This window comes from Marinobacterium sp. MBR-111, assembly GCF_040547585.1.
GTDB classification, from domain to species: domain Bacteria; phylum Pseudomonadota; class Gammaproteobacteria; order Pseudomonadales; family Balneatricaceae; genus Marinobacterium; species Marinobacterium iners.
This window is the reverse complement of the sequence record NZ_JBEPQA010000001.1, coordinates 123,469-146,408: the sequence shown is the minus strand read 5'-3', so window position 1 is coordinate 146,408 and position 22,940 is coordinate 123,469. Positions and strand designations below refer to the sequence as shown.

Below are 22,940 nucleotides of genomic sequence, written 5' to 3'. Positions count from 1 at the left end.
AGCCTCGAAGAGAACAGGCTTACTCGAAGCTGTTCAGGTAGGCACGGTCTGCAATGTCAGTCCACTGACGTACCACACCCATGTACTCGGCCTGGGAGTCCAGAATCTCCTTGGCCAGCTCATCGTTGGCGGCATGCTCAGCCAGCAATTCATCGTTGGCCTTACTCAGCGCCTGGATGACTTCCGGCGGGAACTGCTTGACCTGAACATTCGGGAACTCCGCCTTCATGGTGGCCCAGTTCATACCGGACTCATGGTGCGACTGAATGGTCATGTCATAGGCCGCAACGCGCATGGCAGTGGTCAGGATTTCCTGAAGGTCTGCAGGCAGCTTGTCAAAGGTACGCTTGTTGACCAGGAACTGCAGTTCGGTTGCAGGCTCATGCCAGCCGGTGTAGTAGTAGGGTGCAATCTTGTGGAAGCCCATGCGCAGGTCCATGGAAGGCCCCACCCATTCCAGTGCATCGATGGTGCGACGTTCCAAAGAGGTATACAGCTCACCCGGCGGAATGTTGGTCGGGTTGGCACCCAGCTTGGCCAGCACTTCACCCGCGAATCCCGGAATGCGCATTTTCAGGCCTTCCAGGTCTTCTACAGTATTAATCTCTTTCTGGAACCAGCCACCCATCTGCACACCGGTGTTGCCGCCCGGGAAAGACATCAGATTGAACGGCTCGTAGACCTTCTGCATCAGCTCCATGCCACCACCGTAGTAGAACCAGCCATACTGTTCGGTAGCGGTCATGCCAAACGGCATGGTGGTGAAGTACAGCGTGTTGGGCACCTTGCCTTTCCAGTAGTAGGACGCTGAGTGCCCCATGTCATATTGGCCGGCACGTACCATGTCGAAAACGCCAAAGGCTGACTTGTGCTTGTTGGCAGTATCGATACTGATTTCCAGACGCCCATTGGACATCTTGTTGGCCAGGTCTGCCATGCGGCGAGCCGGCTCGCTGAAAACGCCAAAATTCGTGGGCCAGGTTTCAGCCAGTTTCAGTTTGTGGACTTTCTCGGCCGCCTGAACGGGGCTAACCATGACAGCGGCGCAGGCAGCAGCGGCCATCAGTTTGCGGGCAAAGGTAAATTTAAGCATTGTTGTTATCTATCCTCTGTTGTCGAGTCTGACAATGACTCAGACGAGTCATCAGCCATGACATTATCGACAGCAAAGGCACAGGCCGGTATCGGAAATACCACCCAGAGACGGGAGTGGTTCTACGCAGCCGATACCGCATACTACGCAATATGCGATACGTGTTTTTACGTAGGTGCCTCCCCTGGTCCTTCACACAGATCCACAAATGAATACGCATATTCAGGCGGGATCAGCAGATCAATGCTAACCCCATGGTCGGAGTGAATCTCAACCTGAGCATTCAGATGCCCTGCCCGCTCACGAATCCCCATCAAGCCAAAACCAGAAGTTTCGACTCCACCATTCTGTTCCGACATAAAGCCTACACCGTCATCGGCGATAGTCATACGCAGCCCGTCAGGTTCGTCTCGCAGGCGTACCAGTACCCAGGTTCCACCTGCATGGCGTGTCACGTTGGACAGTGCCTCCTGTGCGATGCGATACAAATTCGATACCAGATCAGGCTTGAGCGGCCGGCTCTGTTCAATATCAAATTCAACCGCGTAATCAAGCTGTTCCAGCAAGTTCACGGCCGGTAAACTGGTCAGACTCACACCGAGGCCAAAATCACTCAGCTCATAAGGTCTCAGCATCCTGATTCGGTCGTAAACCGTGTCATAGATATTGTCGATCAGCTCGGCGGCCAGCTGCAGGTTCTGTTGCGGCAAGCGAGCCTGCTCCAGCTCCTGACGCTGCAATCGCAGGTGCATGCGTACAGCAACCAGCAGCTGCGCCATATCATCGTGCAACTCGTTCGACAGCCGCAGTCGTTCACGCTCCTGGGTTTGCATCAAGTGCTGAAGGATCTGGCGCTTCTCTTCAATGTTCTGTGACAGTCTCTGGTTGACCCCTTCCAGCGTTTGCTCTCGCTCTTTCAGGCGATTAACGATCGCAATGATCTCTTCGCCTATAAGATTGAATTCCCGAATATAGCTTTGCGGCCAACGGGTGTTGCTCTGACGGTTGGCCAGACGGGTAAGGCTGATTAATTGCTGCAACTGCCGGTCAACCGCCGATGACAACAAAAAGGACGAGAGCAGCGAGACGACCAGTGCCAGCAGACAGCCATACAGCAGCGTTTCCGCCAGCGCATCGCGTAATTGACGCTGCGCACTGGCATCAGCCAGCAAACCTATCCGCAGCTGCGGCCCAAGCGGAGTAAGGCCGTTCGAGAGCACCAGATCTTCGGCCATAACCGAATTACTGGATTCGAGTTCCGGCTGGAGCCGACTCAGCACTCGGTCACCATCAAAAAGCGCCAAATGACGTAAATTGTCACTTTTGACCAAAATGGAGCTCAGCAAATAGCGATTCCCACCCAGGCGCATCCCCGACAGTAGCTGGCCAACGATCTTGCCACTGTCGTGCAGGTAAAGCGGCACCGAATATACGGCAAGCTGTTCACCACCCACCTCAAGCAGTTTCCAGCCCTTGTACTGAAAACTGCCATGCTGTTTGATCAGCTGTTCACAGGGCAACTGGTTAAGTTCAGGGGTATAACTGAGCGACAACAGGCAACGCCCCGACTCAAAAAAAGAGAGCGCCACAAAATCATAGCGACGGTTTTCGTGGCTTTCCTCCCACCGCTCAAAGCCGGTTTCAAGCCGGCCAGGGCTTTGGGTGTAGAGTGTTTCAATGCGGGTACGATCGGCCGCCAACGTCAAGACTTCGGTTTCAATTTGCTGCAGATAGTCCGTTACACGCTCTTCATAGCGCAGAGCAAGGCTGCGATTGAGTGTATATGCCTGCTCCTCAATCACACTGCGTGATTGGATGAAGGTAACGACCAGAAACACGGCTACAAATATCAGCGAGATGCCCAATGTCAGCCAAAATGTCAGCGTTTTGAAGCGCAGCCTGCCCATGCGACTAATATCCGCCTGCGCTGTAGCGCCTCGCCTGCGCCTCGTACGCCTGTATTTCTTCCACACTCATGCTGTCATCCAGCACGACAAAATCGCTGGAGTAGATCAACGGCTGTGGCTTGCCCTCAAGGTCACGCTTGATCGCTTCCGCGATGGCGATGGCATTGTCATCATTCATGCGCATCAGAACTGCTTTAAGCCCCCCCAGGAGCAGCTGTTCAATCTCGGCGGGACTGCCACCCCAGCCGTTGACAACCACATCAGCTCTTCCCAGCTCGGCCAGGGCATCCACTGCTCCCAGCGCCACGTCAGTAGAGCAGGCATAAATGTAGTCAAGCTCGGGGTGTTCACGCAGCATCTGCAACGCCGCCTTGCGCCCTCCAACTCGACTGGAATCGGTGTAATAACTGCTGCGCAGACGGTGACTCTCGGGCACCGATTGAATGTAGGTCATTCCGCGCAACTGACTGATCAGACCCTGGCTACGAAACAGCACACCATAGTCGGCACCCTGAGGAAAACGTTTCCCAAAGTGATCAGCCAACAGACGCGCCCCTTCAGCATGATCGAAACCGACATACATGTGTGGCTGGCGGTCACCCCATGCCTTGAGCGGCGTAGTGATGTTCTGCAGAATCAGCCGCGTATCCGTATTTTGGATCAGTCGCTCGATGATCGACTGCTGGCGCGATGAATCAAGGGTATAAAGGAGGTAATCCGGCTGCCAGTCCAGCAGTTCACGTATCTGGTTTACCTGCTCGACCAGCTGGATATTCGGCTCGGTATAGCGTGCTTCCAGATGATATCGAATACCGAGCTGGTTCAGCCGCTGCTGCAGGGCCCGTTCGCTGTCTGGCCAGTAACTTGATGCCTGCAGAGAGGGATATACCATGGCGATGCGCAGCGGCCTCGCCTGCAGGTCTGTCTCAACAGGCTCAGCGCGCTGGCGAACCGCTTCAGTCAACTCAGCCAGCCAGGGCTTCTGCTCAGGATGTTGCCGGTAATACTCGTCGTAGTGCCAATAGTCACTGATGCCTGCAGCCGTCACCACGGTCGTCACCAACAGCAATACCAGCCCAAACACGCCTGCTCTGACCAGGCAGAGTACCTGTTTCACTCCCTGCATGATTCGCCACATCCTTTTTGCTTGGTTTACAATTTTCAACCTGCACCCTCATGCACGCAGGGAAAATACCACTGTCATCATCAGACCCACAACTACGACTCCGCCCTTGACCCAGGCAACCGGCAACAGGCGCGACAGGGCAGCACCCTGATAGCCGCCCAGCGTTGCCGCAAGCATCATCACCAATGCTTCAACCCAAAGCACCTTGCCGGCGATGGCAAAAGCCACAACGGAAATCATCGACAGTACGAATGACAGCCAGTTTTTCAGGCCGTTCATCAGCAACATATTTGCCATGCCGGCGGCTGCAAACATCGCCAGCAACATGATTCCCAGCCCGCCATTGAAATAGCCCCCGTAGACTGCCACCACAAACAGGCCAGGCAGCAGCGGCAGGGGGTTTTCACTGTTGCGCACCAGAGCCAGCAGCTTCTGACCAAAGGCAAACATCAAGGTTGCCAACAGCAACAACAGCGGCACCACTTTCGAGAACAGCTCGGTCGGTGTCACCAGCAGCAACAGCGCTCCTGCCAAGCCGCCAGCCAGGCCCACAACCGACATCTGCACATGCTCTCGCATGGACAGACTGCGCAACTCCTTGCGAAACCCGGCCGCACCGCCCAGGTACCCGGGCAATACGGCCACGGCACTGGTGGCATTTGCCGTTATTGGAGGCACGCCGGCCCAAACCAGCGCCGGAAAGGTCAGAAAAGAGCCACCTCCAGCAATTGAGTTCAGCACCCCTGCCAGATATCCAGCCACTATTAATACACTCCACTCCAGCATCGGATACCCTCAACCGCTGTGCTTCAAACGTTCCAGCTCGTCCCGGTAGCGGGCTGCCTGCTCGAACTCCAGATTTTTGGCCGCTTCGTACATTTTGTCTTCCAGACGCGTGATGGTCTTTGCCAGCTCTGCAGGGCTGAGCAGCTGGGCATCAACCCGATATTCGGCATCCGGTTCGGCAGCCTTGCGCACGCCGCCCTTGCCACGTTTGCCGGGAATCTGGCTGGCACCTTCCATGATATCGGCCACGGACTTGCTGATGCCTCTGGGTGTAATGCCATGCTCTGCATTGAAGGCGATCTGTTTGTTGCGACGCCGCTCCGTTTCATCAATGGCGCGTTGCATCGAACCTGTCATGCGATCAGCATAAAGAATGGCACGCCCGTTGACGTTACGCGCCGCACGACCGATGGTCTGGATCATGGAGGTTTCCGAACGCAGGAAACCTTCCTTGTCGGCATCCAGAATAGTCACCAGTGATACCTCCGGCATGTCGATCCCTTCACGCAACAGGTTAATGCCAACCAGTACATCAAATTCGCCGATGCGCAAATCGCGAATAATTTCCACGCGTTCAACCGTATCGATATCCGAATGCAGATAGCGCACCCGCACATTGTGCTCAGCCAAATACTCGGTGAGATCCTCAGCCATGCGTTTGGTGAGCACAGTCACGATCACCCGCTCCTTGCGTGCGACAACAAGGTTGATCTCGGCCAGCAGATCATCCACCTGATTGCTTGCAGGACGTACTTCAACCTGCGGGTCCACCAGTCCGGTCGGTCGTACCACTTGCTCTACAATCTGCTGAGCATTCGCGGCTTCGTACTTGCTGGGCGTGGCGGAAACGAAAATCATCTGTGGCGCCTGTTGCTCCCATTCCTCAAACTTCATCGGCCGGTTGTCCAGCGCTGAAGGCAACCTGAAACCGTATTCAACCAGGGTTTCCTTGCGCGAGCGGTCGCCCCTATACATGGCACCGATCTGCGGCACGGTGACATGAGACTCGTCGAGCACCAGCAGCGCGCTGTCAGGCAGGTAATCGAACAGGGTGGGCGGTGCCTGCCCGGGATCACGACCGGACAAGTAACGCGAGTAGTTTTCGATGCCGGAGCAATAGCCCAGCTCCATGATCATTTCAATATCGTACAGGGTACGCTGTTCAAGTCGCTGTGCTTCCACCAGCTTATTGTTGTCGCGCAGCTGCTTCAGCCGCTCGCGCAACTCCTCCTTGATATGTTCGGTGGCCTCAAGCAGGGTCTCACGCGGCGTGACGTAGTGGGTTTTGGGGTAGATGGTAGCGCGTGGCACCTTGCGCAAGACTTCGCCGGTCAAGGGATCGAACCAGGCGATCTGATCCACCTCGTCACCAAACAGCTCAATACGGATGGCGTCCCTGTCCGATTCAGCCGGGTACACATCAATCACGTCACCGCGTACTCGATAGGTACCACGATGGAATTCGATATCGTTGCGGGTGTACTGCAGCTCTGCCAGCCTGCGCAACAGATCACGCTGATCGATCACATCGCCTCTGTCCAGGTGGAGCATCATCGACAGATAGGACTTGGGGTCGCCCAAACCATAAATGGCAGATACCGTTGCCACGATGATGGCGTCATCCCGCTCCAGCAGCGCCTTGGTAGCGGACAGGCGCATCTGCTCGATATGATCGTTGATCGAGGCGTCCTTTTCGATAAAGGTATCAGACGCCGGCACATAGGCCTCCGGCTGGTAATAATCGTAATAGGAGACAAAGTATTCAACCGCATTGTCCGGGAAGAACTCCTTGAACTCGCCATACAGCTGTGCCGCCAACGTCTTGTTGTGCGCCATGATAATGGTGGGGCGCTGCACGGCGGCGATCACATTGGCAATGGTGAAGGTCTTACCCGATCCTGTCACGCCCAACAGGGTCTGGGCTGCAAGCCCCGACTCCAGCCCGTCAACCAGCTCACTGATCGCCTTCGGCTGATCGCCGGCGGGCGCAAATGCCGACTGTACTCTGAACCTCTGTTTCATTTTTCCACCTGTTTCAAACCAGCCGCCGATTATACCTGTTTTGATGCAACACACAGAAACCAGCCTGCAACGCCCGCCGATACGCATTTTTTCATAACGGGGCATTCAGACCCGGTGCGTTATGCTGTATGCTCTTTTGGCTATGCATTGATGGATTCCTTGCACCGATTACAGAGAGGACCAAGGCTTGGACGTGCAACTTTCCGACCGCGTTAACAGCATCAAACCTTCACCCACACTGGCCGTCACAAATCGTGCTGCCGAGCTGCGTGCTGAAGGCAAAGACATCATCGGCCTCGGCGCCGGCGAACCCGATTTTGACACCCCGGAACATATCAAGGCGGCGGCGACCAAAGCCATTCAGGACGGCTTTACCAAATACACTGCCGTTGATGGTACCCCGGCGCTGAAGAAAGCGGTGATTGCCAAATTTGAGCGTGAGAACGGTTTCAGCTACGCCCCCAACCAGATTCTGGTTTCAAGCGGTGGCAAGCAGAGCTTTTTCAACATGGCGCTGGCTCTGTTGAACCCGGGCGATGAAGTCGTGATCCCTGCCCCATACTGGGTATCTTACCCGGATATGGTTCTTGTGGCCGAAGGCAAGCCGGTGATCATCACCACTACCCAGGAGCAGCGTTTCAAGATCACGCCGCAGCAACTGGATGATGCCATTACCGAGCGTACCCGTCTGGTCGTACTGAACAGCCCCTCCAACCCATCCGGTGTAGCCTACACACTGGAAGAGCTTAAGGCTCTGGGCGAGGTGTTGAACAAGTACCCGGAGGTACTGGTTGCCACTGATGACATGTACGAACACATCCTGTTCACCGATCAGCCGTTCTGCAACATCCTGAACGCCTGTCCTGAGCTGTATGACCGTACCATCGTGCTGAACGGTGTTTCCAAGGCCTACTCCATGACCGGCTGGCGTATCGGTTATGCGGCAGGCCCGGCCAAGCTGATCGGCGCCATGAAGAAGATTCAGTCACAGAGCACATCCAACCCGAACTCCATCGCGCAGGTGGCGGCTCAGGCAGCACTGGACGGCCCGCAGGACTGTGTCGCCATGATGGTCAATGCGTTCAAGCAGCGTCACGACTTCGTGGTCAATGCACTGAACGAGATCGACGGTGTCGAGTGCATCCGGGCGGACGGTACTTTCTACGCCTTCCCGAGCTTCCACAAGGTGATCGACTCTCGCGCCGAGTTCAATGATGACATTGCACTGGCCGAGTTTCTGTTGCAGGAAGCCGGTGTCGCACTGGTGCCTGGATCGGCCTTTGGCACACCCGGCAACATGCGACTTTCTTTCGCTACCAGCCTGAATGTGCTCGAGGATGCAATCAGCCGCATCAAGGCGGCACTGGAACGCTAAACACAAGCCCCGGCACAGTCCGGGGCTTTTTGTATCCCCTATCCTGATCGAACACTGCCATGAAAACCAGAATTCTGACTCGACTGCTTGCCGACACATCCGCTCCGGCCCTGCTGCTGAAGGACTCCAAAGCCGAATGGAGCAACGAGGCCTTTGAACAATTGCCGAAAAAGCAGCGCAAGAGCATTGTGGACTGGAGCAGTGACAGCAAAAATACCGACATCCTGATCAGTCAGGGCGTGATCTTCGAGCGCCTGAAAACGGATGAGCACTACCTGATATTGGCGTGCGGGCACCGTGCTGGACAACAGCAGCGAGCATTGCTGCAGGAACTGATGCCTGCCCTGGCCTCAGGCAGCGACCCGTTCTTTATTCTGCCGCAACTTCTGGCATCCCTGCTTGACTGGCCCGAGGCGGCTGGCTGCAAGCTGCAGGGCACTGATAAGCTGGCTCTGATGGGACACTGGTCAGGACAGCAGCTGTTGCCACCGCAAACATTGGAGCTTAAAAACAGCTCAGCAGCTCCGCTCTACCAGCAAGGCCAGCCCGGCACCCTGATTCTGGAATGGGACCGGAACGAAGCCAGAGTGCGCGATCCCCTGCTTGGGGATCAGGGACTCTGGATTGCTCAGCGCGTGGATTCCCGCAATGGCAACCCATTGGGACACCTGAGCCTGTGGGGGGCCGAGAAAACAGCCAGCCTGGCTGACAGTATCCATCTGATGCAACTCTGCGCCGATCTTATCAGCGCCTGGCAACCGGAACAGCTGGAGAGCAGTGAGCGCAGCCCTGCTCTCCAGCTGGACCCTTTAACACAACTGCCCGGACGCGACGCACTCGATCACACCCTTGCCGGCAGCGAACAGGAGCGGAAGCAGTCCGGCCGTGACTGTCTGCTGGCACTGATCGACATCGACAGCCTTTCGGCAATCAACAATCTGCACGGCCAGCACGAAGGAGACCGCGTCTTGTGCCAGTTTGCCGACCGCCTGCGCCACATCTGCCGTCCTGATGACCACTTGTTCCGTTTTGGCGGCGACGAGTTCGTCCTGCTGCTTCCCGTCAAACACACGCCACCGCCTTTGCAACAGCGCCTGGATCAGATCAACCGCGCCATGACACAGACATTGGGGTCAGCCTTTCATGCCAGTGCCGGCCTGGCTCTGCTGTCAGAAGTCAACGGCAGTGGTGATGAGCTGCTGCTGCTGGCGGACAGCCGCTTGAGAAAAGAAAAGAAACAGCGCGGGATTTGAGTGACAGATTATTGAACTGGCCAGTCTGTTAATGCACAATGACGCCTTTCTGGAATGATCGGTTCAATTAAATGACACGAGGCAGACCCCCGGTACACAGCCGCGAAGCCTTGCTGGATCTTGGCAACCACCTTTTCCAGCGCCACGGCTATCACGGCACCAGCCTGAGCATGATTCTGGATGCCTGTGACGTTTCGCGTGGTTCCTTCTACAATTATTTCGGCGGCAAGGAATCATTCGCCATCGAAGTCATCGAACACTATCAGGCACTGGAAATGGACCTGTGGCGCGAAGAATTCAGCCGCATTCAGGGCTCCCACGCCGACAAGCTGCGAACCATGATGCTGCGCCTGATCGAAGACTTTTCTGATGAAAACGAACGAATCGGCTGCCTGCTGGCCAACCTGTCCGGAGAGATGGCTCTGGCCTCACCGGAATTTCGGCACGCCATTCGCGATGCAATCCAGCGTGTTATCGATGCCATAAATGACGATATGCTGATCTGTCAGCAGGAAGGCAGTATCCGCACCGACCTCTCTGCCAGTGCCCTGGCGCGCCTGATCTGGGACTACTGGCAAGGCGCACTGCTGCGGATGAAAGTTGAAGATAGCCGCCAGCCACTTTATGACGCAGTTGATATGCTGTGGCAGCAGATTTTGCCCGCTCCGGAACCCAACGACCGGCCCGTACATCACACAAGGGAAGTATTGCACAGTGAAACGCATTAAACGGAAACTCATCCCGCTGCTGGCCCTTGCCAGCTTCAGCAGTGCACCTGCTGGTGCAGCGGCTCTTGCCGATCTGTACCGCATGGCACTGGATAACGACCCGCAGCTCAAGGCCGCAGAAGCCCGCTACCTGGCCGGGCAGGAAGCAGAGACTCAGGGGCTGGCGCAACTGCTGCCACAGATCAATGCCGGTGGCAGCTACACACACAGTAATGATGGCTATCGTGACCAGAGCGCAGATGATCGCGCCTGGCAGGTCTCTCTGGTACAGCCGGTATTCGACACTGCCAAGTGGTTCGGTTATCAGAAAAGCCAACTGATCACAGAACAGACATCGCTTCAATTCGATCTTGACCAGCAGCAGCTGATCCAGCGCACGGTTGACGCTTACCTTGGCGTTCTGCGTGCCATGAGCACGCTGGAGACCGCTCAGGCCCAAGAACGCGCATTGCAGCGCCGACTGGAGCAGGTAAACGCGCAATTTGAGGTTGGCGTGATTGCCATCACCGATGTACAGGAAGCCCAGGCTTCCTTTGATAATGCTGTCGTACAGCGAATCGATGCTGAAGGCGCCCTGACCAACAGCTATGAAGCACTGGAGCGACTGGCGGGACAGCAATTTACCACGGTCGACCTGCTGCGCGAGGATTATCCGATTGAGCCGATTACACCGGCTGAGCCCGCGCCATGGCTCGAAAAGGCACGCAGCGGCAACCTGGCCCTCAAACTCAGCGAGCTTGGCATTGAAACCAGCCGCCGCGACAGTCAGATTGCACGTGCCGGCCATCATCCGCGCGTGAATCTCGAAGCCAACTATGGCTACAGTGAATCTGAATTCAATAGTCGCCCCTGGGAGGACAGCAGTTCGGTAGCCCTGACTCTGAGCGTACCGCTGTTCAGCGGAGGCGCCACAAGTTCTCAGGTACGCGAGGCGCAACAGAACCTGTATGCCGCCCAGTATGAGCGTGAGGACCGGTATCGCGAGGTCACGGAACAGACCCGTTCACTCTTGCGCAACCTGCAAACCAGCGTCCAGAGCGTGAAAGCCCGGATGCAGAGCATCAAATCACGCGAGACGGCCCTGCGTGCAACTGAAGAAGGCTTCAACGTGGGTACCCGCAACGTGGTGGATGTGTTGCAGGCCGAACAGGCGCTGTATCAAGCCCGACTGGACTACGCGACTGCACGATTCAATCATGTGTCCACCCTGTTCCGTTTCAAGCAACAGCTGGGCACGCTGAGCCCCGATGACCTGCTGTCACTGGATGAATGGCTGAAGTCATCGACCGCAGCTCAATAAATACCGACCTTGAATACGTAAAAAGCCGGCAGTTGCCGGCTTTTTACTATTATACTTTTGTGATACCGAATCGCCGGCACATTGCAAGCCACTCAATGCAGCGTGGGCGCATCTTCATCCGATTCAGGCAAAATCAGCTGGCCAGCACTGTCCAGCGGCAAGGCACCCTGCTCCTGAGCCAGTTCCAGCAATTGCTGCAGCAGCATTTCAGTCAAGTGGGCACTGATGATCAGCCCGGCAGGCGGATCACCTTCAAACATGTCTTCATCTACCAATTCGTCGGCACGGAGTCCTAACAGAAGCGGGTTTTCCTGTATCAGCGGTGCCAGATCATCCGGCGCAAACACCACATAATCCGAAGATACCTGCAGCGCCAGCTGATAGGCATCATGAGGGGCTTCCCCCAACTGCCTGAGATAGGCTTTCTCGGCCGCATTAAACAGCACAGACAACTGGCTGTTCTGGCGCTGACTAAGATCAGGTGGAGCCACATCACTGTAGTCCACACTTTTAACTTCGGGAATGTTGTCCAGCTCCCACGCATCGACCAGAATACGGTCATCGCTGTCGATCTGGAGCCACTCACGATTGACAGCCACTGCCAGCAGCCCCTCAAGCGCCGCCGCACAGATATTGCTGGTCACTATTACGCCAATACTTGGGTTTTCAATCTCGGCAGGATCTTCCACCAGCTCACCGGCACGTGCTGACAGCAGTTTCGGATCTTCCGCAATCAACTCCGCCAGAGCTAACGGTGAAAGATTGAGCATCTGCTGACACACCCGGTGTGCCGTGATGTAAGGCTCACGCTGACCACTTTCCTGCATGGTGCGTACATAACGTTGCCGCACCCTGTCCATAAGATCTGCCAGCCGACGACTCATGCCGTGCCTCCGCCCATCTGCAGGATAAACCCTGCTTAGTGAATGGTAATACCCACAGGTTTAACGTCATCTTTCAGCTTGTCAAACTGCTCACGCAGCTGCAGCAAGGGTATCAGACCAAAATCGAGTGGCTCTGCCGGCAGTTCGCACCAATCCAGCGCCCAGATCCGGGTCATCAGCTCATATTCGCCAATCAGAGCATCCATGAAAATCATCACCGCCTCAACCCGCGGATCCATCTCCAGTATTTTGGGAGAATCCTGCAGATAGATGGCCAGGTGCAGCTTGCCTTCGATCACGCGCAGTGAACACCAGAACTCTTCAATATCACAGTACTCTTCACCCAGGTTGACGCAGGACGGTACTGGATCATAGCGGTGATTGAAGGCACGAAAGTTGATGCCACTGAGCTCAGGCGCAGCACCCACCACACTGAGTACAGCATGGATCGACTCAGGATAGCCGTCACAACCAAAGATCATCTCGACCGGCCCTTCTTCATGCTCGCGCTCAAAGTGGAAGGTCAGATTACGGTCGATTTTCTGCAGCGAGACACGGTAGGTATCGAGCAGGTTGTCGGCATCAAACTGCATATCCTGCTGACTATCCAGCAGCTGATCGAGTGTTTGTTCAATCTGCTGCCAGAAAGCGCGGATCTGATTCAAATCAGGATTGGAATTCATGTACACCAATGATGTTAAAGCGTGTCAGGTTCGCGGAACAACAACACCCGTCTGTCCCTGGTATTTGCCACTGCGATCTTTATAGGAGGTCTCACAAACCTCATCTGCGCCGAGAAACAGCATCTGAGCTACGCCTTCATTGGCATAGATACGGGCCGGCAGTGGCGTCGTGTTGGAGAATTCGAGGGTTACATGTCCTTCCCATTCGGGCTCCAGCGGTGTCACGTTAACGATGATACCGCAGCGAGCATAGGTACTTTTACCCAGGCAGATCGTCAGTACGTCTCGCGGGATACGGAAGTACTCGACCGTACGTGCCAGTGCAAACGAGTTGGGAGGAATAATGCAAACGTCAGACTGCACATCAACAAAGCTGCCCTGGTCGAAGTTCTTCGGATCCACGATGGAGGAGTTGATGTTGGTGAAGATCTTGAATTCGTCCGCACAGCGAACATCGTAGCCATAGCTCGAGGTCCCGTAGGACACAATCGGCTGGTCATTGGCACGTCGTACCTGACCGGCCTCGAACGGCTCAATCATGCGGTGTTTGTCCGCCATCTGGCGAATCCAGCGATCCGACTTTATACCCATAGCTGCCTGTTCACCTGAAAGTCTGTTGGCAAATCAACGCACCATTCTATACGTTTTGGGCAAAAAAAACCGCCCCGGTGTAACACTGGGGCGGAAAATTTCATCTCGCTGTACTAGTCACTGTTGACCTGAATAGTGGGAATTGAGTTCCCCGCTGTAGTTAATTTTTTTGCCAGCCGCGCGCCCATGCTCCGAGCAATTTCTCGATAGCGCTGGGCATGGCCACTTTCGGGGTCGGCAACCACCGTCGGCTTGCCGGCATCGGTCTGCTCACGAATCGCAAGCGCCAGCGGCAACTGCCCCAGCAGCTCTGTCTCGTACTGTTGCGCGATGCGCGCGCCACCACCAGCACCAAACAGCGCTTCTTCATGGCCACACTGACTGCAGATATGCACACTCATATTCTCGACAATTCCAAGCACCGGAATATCCACCTTGCGGAACATCTCGATCCCTTTGCGGGCATCCAACAGAGCAATATCCTGTGGCGTAGTGACAATAACCGCCGCGCTGACCGGTACCCGCTGCGCCAGCGTCAGCTGGATATCGCCGGTGCCGGGCGGCATGTCGATCAGCAGGTAGTCCAGATCCTGCCACAATGTCTGGTTCAGCAACTGCTGCATGGCGCCACTCACCATTGGTCCTCGCCAGACCATGGGTGTGTTTTCATCGACCAGATAGCTCATCGACATGGACTGAATGCCATGCCCCACGATCGGACGGAAGTATTTCTCTTCCGCGGTTTCGGGTCGCTGTCCTTCGGGAATTCCCAACATCATACCCTGACTGGGGCCATAGATATCCGCATCCAGAATACCCACCCGCGCGCCCTCGGCAGCCAGCGCCAGTGCCAGATTCACGGTGGTAGTCGACTTGCCAACCCCACCCTTGCCGGAAGCAATGGCGATAATATTGCGAACCCCTTCAAGGCCAGGTAGCTTTTTAGGGCTGGGGTGTGCCTGAATCTGCTGGCAAACCTGGATCTCAACGGTATGCCCTGCATACATCTCGCTAACCGTCTCATTCAGGCCATCATGCAGCCTCGAGTGCTGGCTGGCACAAGCAAATCCCAGCTCAACTACAACCCTGATGCGGCTGTCATCAATTTCTATCGGACCAACCCGGCCAATGTCCGCCAGGGCCAGCCCGGTATCGGGATCAATCCAAGCCTCAATGGCTGCACGTATCTGCTCGGCATTTGCTGCTGTCATGGAAACTCCTTGAACGATCTGAGCCTGATAATAACCCAGTACTATAGTCGGAATTATGCCTCAGATATGCCTTGCTGTTCCAGTGCAAGCTGCCGCAGCGCGGGAAGATCCATCTTGCCACTGCCCAGCAGAGGTATTTGGTCAACGGTATACACCCTTGCAGGCCGACACAGCGGCGCAATTGAAGATTTCCGCAAGCGCGACTGAATCGACTCGGAATCAGCCCCCTCCACCAGCAATACAATTTGCTCGCCCTTACGCTCATCCGGTACAGCAACCGCCGCCAGCACCAGCTCCGGCTGATCCAGTTCTGACTGCACGGCTTGCTCTACCGAGCTGAGCGAGATCATTTCGCCCCCTATCTTGGCAAAGCGTGAATAGCGATCAATGATGGTAAGGAAGCCATCTTCATCCAGGTACCCCTTGTCACCAGTCTTGTACCAACGCAAACCATCCGCCTCAAGGATCACCTCGGCAGTACGATCAGGTTCGTTGAGGTATCCCTTCATGATCTGACTGCCTCCCAGCAGGATCATTCCGCTATCACCAACCGGTAACGGCTTCAGCGAAACCGGGTCTACGACTCTGAACATGGAGCCAGGCAGTGCCATGCCCACGGTCCCTTCGCGCTGCCCCCGCTGCAGGTGCCACCACTGTGTATCGAGGTAATCCGGCAGGTTTACGCTGGCCACCGGCGTGGTTTCTGTACAGCCATATCCTTCCAGGACCGGAACGCGAAAGCGCGCCTCGAAGCCGGATTTTATCTGCGGCGAGAGCTTCTCGGCTCCTGCCACCACCAAACGCAACGAGCTGAACATCAGCGGATGCAATTTCTGGTTGCGCACATAAATGCCAAGAAAGGTGCTGGTACCGCACAGAATCGTGGCACGATAGCGCGCTGCCGCCTTGCCGATATTGACCGCATCAGTCGGATCCGGCTGGCAGACCAGCGGGATTCCCTCCACCAGCGGCATCATGCTGGTAACGGTAAGGCCAAAGGCATGGAACAGGGGCAGCGTTGCCAGTACACAGTCATCCTCCTGAACGTTCAACACGGCCGCGATCTGTTTAAGGTTTGCCATCATGTTACGGTGGCTCAGCATGACCCCTTTGGGGGCTCCCTCGCTACCGGATGAGAACATGATCGCGGCGGTATCATCCAGATCAGACGCCCCCCCATAACGCCAGTGCAACGCCCATACCGGCGTCAGTACTGCTTGCATCAGGGTCAGCAGCGACTCTGGCTTGCCGATCCCGGCTTTTACGTCTTCCAGGATGATTACATTCATTCGCTCCAGCAGCTGCCTGAAACTCAGGCCTCGCTGCTCCAGCTTGCGCAGAAACTGTGACGAGGTGACCAGTGTGCGTACACCGGCCCGCTCGGCACAACCCAGCAACACGTGCTCCGGTGATGTGTAGTTCAGGTTGACCAGCGTCTTGCCTGACATCAAAAGCGCCATATTGGCAATGGCACCACCGGCCGCCGTCGGCAACAACAGCCCAACATTTTGCTCTTCAATCTTTCTAAGCCGGCGACTGAACAGGATACAGGCCGTCAACAGCCTGCGATGGTTAAGCACAGGGCCGTTAAGATCGGTCAAAGCCCATTCAGAGGGTGCCGCCCTGGCTGTACGAATAAAGGCTCGCGGCAGCGTTTCTAGGCTGTCGGTGTACTCATTCCAGGCATGAATCGATAGCTGGGCAACCGTCTGCTTGACCGTTTCAGCACGGGTATCAAGCGGCAGCGGTTCACCAAATGCCACTATCACATCACGTTTGAGCCCACGGTTGTCAAATCCCTGCAGCCGCTCACTGGAGCGAGAAAAGCGACTGCCCCACAACCCCCGCAGATAAAAAGGTATGATCCGCGCATTCGGAACCGGACCATCCCCGCTTTCACGAGCGACCCGCTCAAAGCCACGTTTGAACTCGCCCAGCTGACCGCTGTAACTGATGGCGCCTTCCGGGAACAGACACACGACTCGGCCATCAGCCAGCAGCTTGCGTACCTGGCGCATGGCGCTGCGCGGGCCTCGCGCAGAGATGGGAATGACACGATACAAATCCAGGAACCAGCGCAGATACCAGCGCTCATAAATCGAGCGTTCCATCACAAAATGGATATGACGCGGGCAAGCCATCTGCAGCATGGCCCAGTCCAGCCAGCTGATATGGTTCCCAAGCAGAAGAGTCCCTTCTCCGCTCACCGGCAGGTGCTCGAACCCAAGCACCTTCAGGTTGTAGCGACGTCGAATCAGACTTGTCGCCATAAGACGTACAAGCGCTTGTGGCAGCAAGATCACCGCATAGATTGCACCACATACCGCCACCAGCGCCAGCAGCCAAAGCACCCAAGTTGAGGGTACCGATAACAGTGCACTTGTCACGGTCAGCAGCAGGAAACTGAGCATGGAAACGTTTTGAACAAAATTATTGCCAGCCAGTACGCGACCCAGACGCGACTCTTCAGCGTTAAACTGAATCATGGCGTTGAGCGGGATAATCATCATCGCACCGCTGGCCCCGATCAGCAGAAAGGCCAGCGCACAGAGGGCAATACTGTTCAGTTGTGGCAACAGCAGCAGCCCCAATGCCACACCACAGGCACCCAGGGGAATGAGTCCGGCATTGATGTAGTGTCGTGACAGGCGACCCGCGATGACAGAGCCAATCATGATGCCGACCCCTGCCAGCGCCATCGCTCCCTGAATAATGAATGTGTTGTTCTGGTCCAGATGCTCTTTGGCATAGGCGGGAAATACAGCCAGCATCACCTGACTGATTGACCAAAACATGGCGAGGCCAAATATGGACAGGAGAATGGTGCGTACACTCGCCAGCTCGGCCAGGTTACGCCACAGACTGCGCCCACTGACGTAATCCCGCACGCTAAAACATTGTCGAGGATCGGTTTGGCTCAAGGCCGGCAGACGCAAGGTCAGCAGTAGCTGCAGGGCTGCTCCACCCACCAGAACCCAGCCAAGTGAGGCCACGTTTGGCAGAATTTGATTTGGGCCATGCAGCGTCTGCCCGGCCAGCATCCACTCGAACAGCGCCGAAAACACCACAATGCCACTTAGTATCGCCACAATGGTAACAGCCTGAATCCAGCCATTGCCTTCGCTCAAACGCTCAACACCGAGTAGTTCCCGAATAAAACCGTATTTTGCCGGTGAATAAATCGCACTTTGCACAGCCAGAATAAAGGTCAGGGCAAAGGCGGGAATGAACAGGCCGGCATAGTAACAGGCTGTAATAGCCAGCGTAATTAACAGTGCCGCCGCTGCGGATAGCTGCATGACACGGTGTTTGGGGTACTTGTCGGAAACAAAACCTGCAGGGGTAAACAGCATAATAAAAGGCAGCAGGATCAAGCCATTTACGACAGCCGTCAGCAGAATTTGCGTTTCACCATCATAACTTTTGAAAAGGGTGTTCTGGATGGTGACCTTGTGTCCCAGGTCGATAAACGCATTGATAAACGCCACCAGAATGAACGCCGGAAACCCCCGTATCTTCAGTAATTCCGTCATTCCAACACCCTCTCCCACACCCTCAGCGAACCGACAGCCCGTGACTCTATTTTCTCGGCACGGTTGTAATCAGTGCCTCAACCCTTACCATTTCAGGATCTTACCCGATAAAAGGAGGATAGTGCATTGTATAATCAGGCACAGACAGGCCCGTTCAAGGGGATGAACGCAGGGATGAGCACCATCGCCATCCTGATGGTTCTGGCGACGGTGGTAGCCGGTGTTTTCTTCACCGATGAAAGTGCTGCCGCAATCGGTCAGCTGCGCAGCTGGCTCAACCCCTTTCTGGAATGGTATTACGTCCTGCTGGTTGCCTTTCTGCTGTTCTTCATGATCTGGCTCGGCACTGGGCGCTATAAGAATGTGCGTCTGGGCAACGATGCTGAGGTACCCGAATTTACCTTTTTCTCTTGGGTCAGCATGCTGTTTGCAGCCGGAACCGGGGTCGGGATTCTTTTCTGGTCGGTGGCACAGCCGATTCTTCAGTTTCAAGACAACCCTTTTGTTGAGTTTGGCAGCGCCGATGCCGACGCAGCCATCATCGCCATGCGGCTCTCGTTTTTTCACTGGGGCATCAACGGCTGGGCCATCTTCTCCTTTGTCGGGCTCACCATGGCCTACTTTGCCTTTCGCCACGACCAGCCATTGACTGTACGCTCAGCCTTGCGCCCACTGCTGGGCAACCGAATTCATGGGGCCTTTGGTGATTTGATCGATCTGCTGGCGGTATTCGGCACTGTGTTTGGCATTGCCACAACACTGGGCCTTGGCGTTCAACAGATGAACGCCGGGCTTAATCGTGTATTTGGCATCGTCAATTCCACCGAACTGCAGTTGACCGTGATCGCAGGTATCATGATGATCGCCACCGTCTCGGTGGTATCTGGTGTTTCTCGTGGTGTGCGGCTGCTATCGGAAATGAACTTCTGGCTTAGCATTGCCGCCGTCTTCTTCATGCTGATTCTAGGCCCTACACAGTATCTGATCGGCGTCACCATTGAAGCCACCGGCGACTACATCCAGAATTTGTTGCCCCTGAGTTTCCACACCAACGCCACCCATGGTGGCCACTGGCAAGCAGAGTGGACTGTGTTCTTCTGGGGCTGGTGGCTGGCCTGGAGCCCATTTGTTGGCATGTTTATCGCCCGAATTTCACGCGGGCGCACCTTCCGTGAGTTTGTCACCGGTGTACTGTTGGTTCCTACCGGCATCACTATTATCTGGATAGGCCTGTTTGGCGGCACCGCATTGTATCAGGAGCTGTTTCAAGGCGGCGGTGTCATTGAAGCCGTGTACAACGATATCTCTTCGGCCCTGTTTGTCATGATTGAAGGGATGTCATTGGGTATCATGACACCGGTTGTATCCACTCTGCTGATTGTGCTGATCGGTACCTACCTGATCACCTCAGCCAATGCCGGCACACTGGTGATTACCACCATTCTGTCTGGCGGGGATACCGATCCGCCCTCTGGGCACCGTATTCTCTGGGGAGTTTTTCTGGCTCTGCTGACGGCAGTTCTGCTGTTGGCCGGCGGACTCGAAACCCTGCAGGCAGCTGTTATTACCGCTGCCTTGCCGTTTTCACTGGTGGTGGTGGCCATGGCGACCGGTTTGCTGCGTGCGCTGCGAGAAGAGCGCTATGCTGCTCGCACCGGTGAGCGCAAACTGGCTCCGGCAGAACCCTGGGCGGTAGCGGAAGATGTGATCGAAGAGCCCGCGATCGAACGCAGAGCACAGGATTCAGCCGGTCTATGACCGGCCCTTGCCTGATCAGTCGGGCAGTTTCTCGAAATCAACCTTGGGCAGACATTCAAAGCCCGGTTTGGCAAAGTAGTAGCCTTGCATCAAGGTCACGCCGTGTTGGAGGAAATACTCCATCTCGGCGGCGGTTTCGACCCCCTCGGCCAGAATACGAATATCGAGCTGGTTACAGATATCGATCAACCCACCCACGATGATCTGTTTAACCCGACTGCTGTCGATATCGCGCACCAGCTCCATATCCAACTTCAGCGTATGCGGAATGAAGCTGGCCATAAGATTGAGCCCGGCATGGCCAGCCCCAAAATCATCCAGTGCCGTGATAAACCCTTGCTGACGATAATATTCAAAGATCCGAGTCAGATGATTGGCATCGTGCACCCGCTCTGACTCGGTAATCTCGAACATGATCCGATCAATGGGGAAGCCATGTTCCCGTGCAGCCTGAAGGGTACTGCGAATACAGTGCGCTGGCTCATACACGGCATTGGGCAGAAAGTTGATACTCAACACCTGCTTCATGCCAAGCCGGGCAGCCAGAGCTATCGCCTTTACGCGGCATGCCTGATCGAAGGCATAGCGGTTTTCGTCATTCACCTTTGACAGTACGGAGAAAGCACCCGCCCCATCCACGCCGCGCACCAGCGCTTCGTATCCATAGATCTCGCCACTGGACAGCTCCACTACAGGCTGAAAGGCAAAGGTAAAATCAAAATCCAGCGGCACCTGACATCCGGCACAGCCGGGAAGTGTCTGCGGGGGCATGGTGTATCCTTGTATAAAACACGACTCAGGGGTTTACAGTATTCTAGATCAAAAAAAAGTGTAGTGTCAGAGTGTCACTCTTGAAAGTTACTGCCTATCACGACTATCAACCGAGTGCTCAGTGGTTATAATCGCAGCGATAACCAAGGAGGACACTATGCTCAAACCACTACTGCTTGGCCTGGCACTTCTGCCAGCCACTTTTATGCCTGCCCACGCCGAAGACACGATGCCCCGGGTATTACTGAACACCACACTGGGTCCGATCGAACTGGAGATTAACGCCGACAAGGCCCCCATTACTGCGAAAAACTTCCTGCAATACGTGGACAAGGGCCACTATGACGGCCTGATCTTTCATCGCGTAATCCCGGGCTTCATGATCCAGGGTGGCGGCTTCACGGTCGAGATGGAGCAGGTTGAAACTGATGCGCCGATCAAGAACGAGTCGGGCAACGGCTTGAGCAACCAACGTGGCACCATCGCCATGGCTCGCACACGGGACCTGGACAGCGCCACAGCCCAGTTCTTCATCAATACAGCTGATAACGTTCGGCTTGACGGCCGCAATGGACCAACCGGTTACACCGTGTTCGGTAAAGTGATCAGCGGCATGAACACCATCGATGAAATCAGTGCAGTGAAAACCGGCCGCACAGGCATGCACGGAGATGTACCGCTGACACCCGTGGTGATCGAAAGCGCCGTACGCATGGCCGAACAAACGCTTGACGACACGGCCAGCAACCCATCGAGCGAAGAGTAGAAACGCAAACGCCCCGCACTGGGCGGGGCGTTCTGGTATAAACCAACGCGGTATCAGCGCTGATCGAAGTCCAGCACGACCTCATCGGTGATCGGGTGCGCCTGACAGCTGAGCACGTAACCGGCTTCAATTTCGTGCTGCTCCAGTCCGTGAGAGATATCCATCTCCACTTCACCCTTGGTCAGTTTGCACTTACAGGTGGAGCACACACCGGCCTTGCAGGAGTAAGGCAGGTCCATGCCCGCATCCATGCCCGCATCCAGAATGTTCTGACCCACGGTAGCCAGATCAAACATCACGGAGCGACCATCGGCGACCACGGTCACCTTGCTCATTTTGTCTTCGCCGTACTGCGCTACGCGCGCCTGTGCCTTCTCCAGCATCTCCTTGGAGTCTGCAGATGAAGTGGCAAAAAGTTCGTAGTGAATCTGACTGTCACTCAAACCTTCCATGCGGAAGCCACGAGAGACTTCGGTCATCATCGCCTCAGGACCACAAATGAACGCTTCATCGGTGCTCTTGATATCGATCAGGCCACTCTTCTGCAGTGCATAGCCTTTCTTGTTGTCGATGCGACCGTTTAGCAGATCCGCTCCCTGATCTTCATAGTCCATAATATTGATCCACTGGAAGCGATCCATATAACGGTTCTTGATGAAGTTCAGCTCATCCTTGAACATCACGGTATTGCTGCGCTGGTTACCGTAGATCAGCGTGACCTTGCTGTTGGCTTCGGTTGAAAGCACGGATTTCATGATCGAAATCATCGGCGTAATACCGGAACCCGCCGCGATGCACATGTAGTTCTTGGCGTTATCCGGGTTCAGCTCGGTGTAGAAGCTGCCCTGCGGCGGCATGACTTCAACCTCAACGCCCGGCTTGAAGTGGTCGTTGGCGTAGTTGGAGAAACGGCCGTCCTGTACACGCTTGATGCCGACACGCATGTGGCCATCGTTCACGCCGGAGCAGATGGAGTAGGAACGACGCACATCTTCGCCATCAATCATGGCGCGCAGGGTCAGGAACTGGCCCTGGATAAACTTGAACTTCTGCTTCAGTTCTTCAGGTACTTCGAAAGTCACGCAGATGGCCGAGTCCGTTTCAGGCTGGACTTCGGCCACTTTTAGCGTGTAGAAATTGGTGTCAGACATCG

At 55.5% G+C, this 22,940-nt stretch carries 18 protein-coding genes; 6 read left to right on the top strand and 12 right to left on the bottom strand.

What is annotated here, in order from left to right:
• Positions 1-19: 19 nt before the first annotated feature.
• The 5 genes from ABIE61_RS00680 to uvrB all read right to left on the bottom strand — a co-directional run bounded on the left by ABIE61_RS00680 (position 20) and on the right by uvrB (position 6,934).
• Positions 20-1,093, bottom strand: a complete 1,074-nt coding sequence (locus tag ABIE61_RS00680; RefSeq protein ID WP_091823572.1) for a TRAP transporter substrate-binding protein — start codon at positions 1,091-1,093, stop codon at positions 20-22.
• Between the two features lie 167 nt (positions 1,094-1,260).
• On the bottom strand, positions 1,261-3,000 hold the full coding sequence (locus ABIE61_RS00675) for a sensor histidine kinase (RefSeq protein WP_354405967.1): 1,740 nt from the start codon (positions 2,998-3,000) through the stop codon (positions 1,261-1,263).
• A 4-nt stretch (positions 3,001-3,004) separates the two neighbouring features.
• Positions 3,005-4,126 carry a substrate-binding domain-containing protein gene (locus tag ABIE61_RS00670; RefSeq protein WP_354405966.1) on the bottom strand — a complete coding sequence of 374 codons (1,122 nt, stop codon included), beginning with the start codon at positions 4,124-4,126 and terminating at the stop codon, positions 3,005-3,007.
• A gap of 48 nt (positions 4,127-4,174) precedes the next feature.
• Positions 4,175-4,888, bottom strand: coding sequence for a sulfite exporter TauE/SafE family protein (locus ABIE61_RS00665; RefSeq protein ID WP_354405964.1), 714 nt, complete (start codon positions 4,886-4,888; stop codon positions 4,175-4,177).
• Positions 4,889-4,921: 33 nt separating this feature from the next.
• Entirely contained in the window at positions 4,922-6,934 is a 2,013-nt protein-coding gene (gene uvrB, locus ABIE61_RS00660) for an excinuclease ABC subunit UvrB (protein ID WP_354405963.1), read from the bottom strand.
• Positions 6,935-7,121: 187 nt separating this feature from the next.
• Here uvrB and ABIE61_RS00655 point away from each other — a divergent pair, with 187 nt between their 5' ends.
• The 4 genes from ABIE61_RS00655 to ABIE61_RS00640 all read left to right on the top strand — a co-directional run bounded on the left by ABIE61_RS00655 (position 7,122) and on the right by ABIE61_RS00640 (position 11,590).
• Positions 7,122-8,309: a pyridoxal phosphate-dependent aminotransferase gene (locus ABIE61_RS00655; protein WP_354405962.1), complete on the top strand. Its 1,188-nt coding sequence runs from the start codon at positions 7,122-7,124 to the stop codon at positions 8,307-8,309.
• Between the two features lie 59 nt (positions 8,310-8,368).
• Positions 8,369-9,562 (top strand): GGDEF domain-containing protein, encoded by a 1,194-nt coding sequence (locus tag ABIE61_RS00650; RefSeq protein ID WP_354405960.1) that lies wholly within the window; start codon positions 8,369-8,371, stop codon positions 9,560-9,562.
• 71 nt (positions 9,563-9,633) lie between these two features.
• A complete protein-coding gene (locus ABIE61_RS00645; RefSeq protein WP_354405958.1) occupies positions 9,634-10,290 on the top strand; it encodes a TetR/AcrR family transcriptional regulator in 657 nt (218 codons plus the stop codon).
• Positions 10,277-11,590, top strand: coding sequence for a TolC family outer membrane protein (locus ABIE61_RS00640; protein ID WP_354405956.1), 1,314 nt, complete (start codon positions 10,277-10,279; stop codon positions 11,588-11,590). The genes ABIE61_RS00645 and ABIE61_RS00640 overlap by 14 nt, the downstream gene beginning before the upstream one ends.
• A 92-nt stretch (positions 11,591-11,682) precedes the next feature.
• On the opposite strand, the gene ABIE61_RS00635 is transcribed toward ABIE61_RS00640, so the two are convergent.
• The 5 genes from ABIE61_RS00635 to ABIE61_RS00615 all read right to left on the bottom strand — a co-directional run bounded on the left by ABIE61_RS00635 (position 11,683) and on the right by ABIE61_RS00615 (position 18,492).
• The gene (locus ABIE61_RS00635) at positions 11,683-12,474 is read right to left on the bottom strand and encodes a hypothetical protein (RefSeq protein ID WP_206834466.1); all 792 of its coding nucleotides are present in this window, start codon (positions 12,472-12,474) and stop codon (positions 11,683-11,685) included.
• Positions 12,475-12,509: 35 nt separating this feature from the next.
• Entirely contained in the window at positions 12,510-13,157 is a 648-nt protein-coding gene (locus ABIE61_RS00630) for a hypothetical protein (RefSeq protein WP_091823596.1), read from the bottom strand.
• A gap of 24 nt (positions 13,158-13,181) precedes the next feature.
• Positions 13,182-13,748, bottom strand: a complete 567-nt coding sequence (dcd, locus tag ABIE61_RS00625) for a dCTP deaminase (protein ID WP_091823599.1) — start codon at positions 13,746-13,748, stop codon at positions 13,182-13,184.
• Positions 13,749-13,861: 113 nt separating this feature from the next.
• The gene (gene apbC / locus ABIE61_RS00620; RefSeq protein WP_354405954.1) at positions 13,862-14,959 is read right to left on the bottom strand and encodes an iron-sulfur cluster carrier protein ApbC; all 1,098 of its coding nucleotides are present in this window, start codon (positions 14,957-14,959) and stop codon (positions 13,862-13,864) included.
• 53 nt (positions 14,960-15,012) lie between these two features.
• Positions 15,013-18,492, bottom strand: a complete 3,480-nt coding sequence (locus ABIE61_RS00615; protein ID WP_354405952.1) for an acyl-[ACP]--phospholipid O-acyltransferase — start codon at positions 18,490-18,492, stop codon at positions 15,013-15,015.
• 126 nt (positions 18,493-18,618) lie between these two features.
• Here ABIE61_RS00615 and ABIE61_RS00610 point away from each other — a divergent pair, with 126 nt between their 5' ends.
• The gene (locus tag ABIE61_RS00610; RefSeq protein ID WP_354405950.1) at positions 18,619-20,250 is read left to right on the top strand and encodes a BCCT family transporter; all 1,632 of its coding nucleotides are present in this window, start codon (positions 18,619-18,621) and stop codon (positions 20,248-20,250) included.
• A 15-nt stretch (positions 20,251-20,265) separates the two neighbouring features.
• Here the strand turns inward: ABIE61_RS00610 and ABIE61_RS00605 are convergent, their stop codons facing one another.
• On the bottom strand, positions 20,266-21,021 hold the full coding sequence (locus tag ABIE61_RS00605; protein ID WP_354405949.1) for an EAL domain-containing protein: 756 nt from the start codon (positions 21,019-21,021) through the stop codon (positions 20,266-20,268).
• Positions 21,022-21,178: 157 nt separating this feature from the next.
• Between ABIE61_RS00605 and ABIE61_RS00600 the strand changes: the two genes are divergently transcribed.
• Positions 21,179-21,787, top strand: a complete 609-nt coding sequence (locus ABIE61_RS00600) for a peptidylprolyl isomerase (protein WP_502915014.1) — start codon at positions 21,179-21,181, stop codon at positions 21,785-21,787.
• A gap of 53 nt (positions 21,788-21,840) precedes the next feature.
• Here the strand turns inward: ABIE61_RS00600 and paaE are convergent, their stop codons facing one another.
• The gene (gene paaE, locus ABIE61_RS00595) at positions 21,841-22,938 is read right to left on the bottom strand and encodes a 1,2-phenylacetyl-CoA epoxidase subunit PaaE (protein ID WP_354405947.1); all 1,098 of its coding nucleotides are present in this window, start codon (positions 22,936-22,938) and stop codon (positions 21,841-21,843) included.
• Positions 22,939-22,940 lie beyond the last annotated feature (2 nt).

Excerpts from the sequence above, each read along its gene's own strand:
- apbC (WP_354405954.1), bottom strand. The coding sequence starts at position 14,959 with ATGACAGCAGCAAATGCCGAGCAGATACGTGCAGCCATTGAGGCTTGG.
- ABIE61_RS00615 (WP_354405952.1), bottom strand. The coding sequence starts at position 18,492 with ATGACGGAATTACTGAAGATACGGGGGTTTCCGGCGTTCATTCTGGTG.
- ABIE61_RS00675 (WP_354405967.1), bottom strand. The coding sequence starts at position 3,000 with ATGGGCAGGCTGCGCTTCAAAACGCTGACATTTTGGCTGACATTGGGC.
- ABIE61_RS00600 (WP_502915014.1), top strand. The coding sequence starts at position 21,179 with ATGCTCAAACCACTACTGCTTGGCCTGGCACTTCTGCCAGCCACTTTT.
- ABIE61_RS00650 (WP_354405960.1), top strand. The coding sequence starts at position 8,369 with ATGAAAACCAGAATTCTGACTCGACTGCTTGCCGACACATCCGCTCCG.
- ABIE61_RS00645 (WP_354405958.1), top strand. The coding sequence starts at position 9,634 with ATGACACGAGGCAGACCCCCGGTACACAGCCGCGAAGCCTTGCTGGAT.
- uvrB (WP_354405963.1), bottom strand. The coding sequence starts at position 6,934 with ATGAAACAGAGGTTCAGAGTACAGTCGGCATTTGCGCCCGCCGGCGAT.
- paaE (WP_354405947.1), bottom strand. The coding sequence starts at position 22,938 with ATGTCTGACACCAATTTCTACACGCTAAAAGTGGCCGAAGTCCAGCCT.
- ABIE61_RS00680 (WP_091823572.1), bottom strand. The coding sequence starts at position 1,093 with ATGCTTAAATTTACCTTTGCCCGCAAACTGATGGCCGCTGCTGCCTGC.
- ABIE61_RS00630 (WP_091823596.1), bottom strand. The coding sequence starts at position 13,157 with ATGAATTCCAATCCTGATTTGAATCAGATCCGCGCTTTCTGGCAGCAG.
- ABIE61_RS00670 (WP_354405966.1), bottom strand. The coding sequence starts at position 4,126 with ATGCAGGGAGTGAAACAGGTACTCTGCCTGGTCAGAGCAGGCGTGTTT.
- ABIE61_RS00635 (WP_206834466.1), bottom strand. The coding sequence starts at position 12,474 with ATGAGTCGTCGGCTGGCAGATCTTATGGACAGGGTGCGGCAACGTTAT.
- dcd (WP_091823599.1), bottom strand. The coding sequence starts at position 13,748 with ATGGGTATAAAGTCGGATCGCTGGATTCGCCAGATGGCGGACAAACAC.
- ABIE61_RS00605 (WP_354405949.1), bottom strand. The coding sequence starts at position 21,021 with ATGCCCCCGCAGACACTTCCCGGCTGTGCCGGATGTCAGGTGCCGCTG.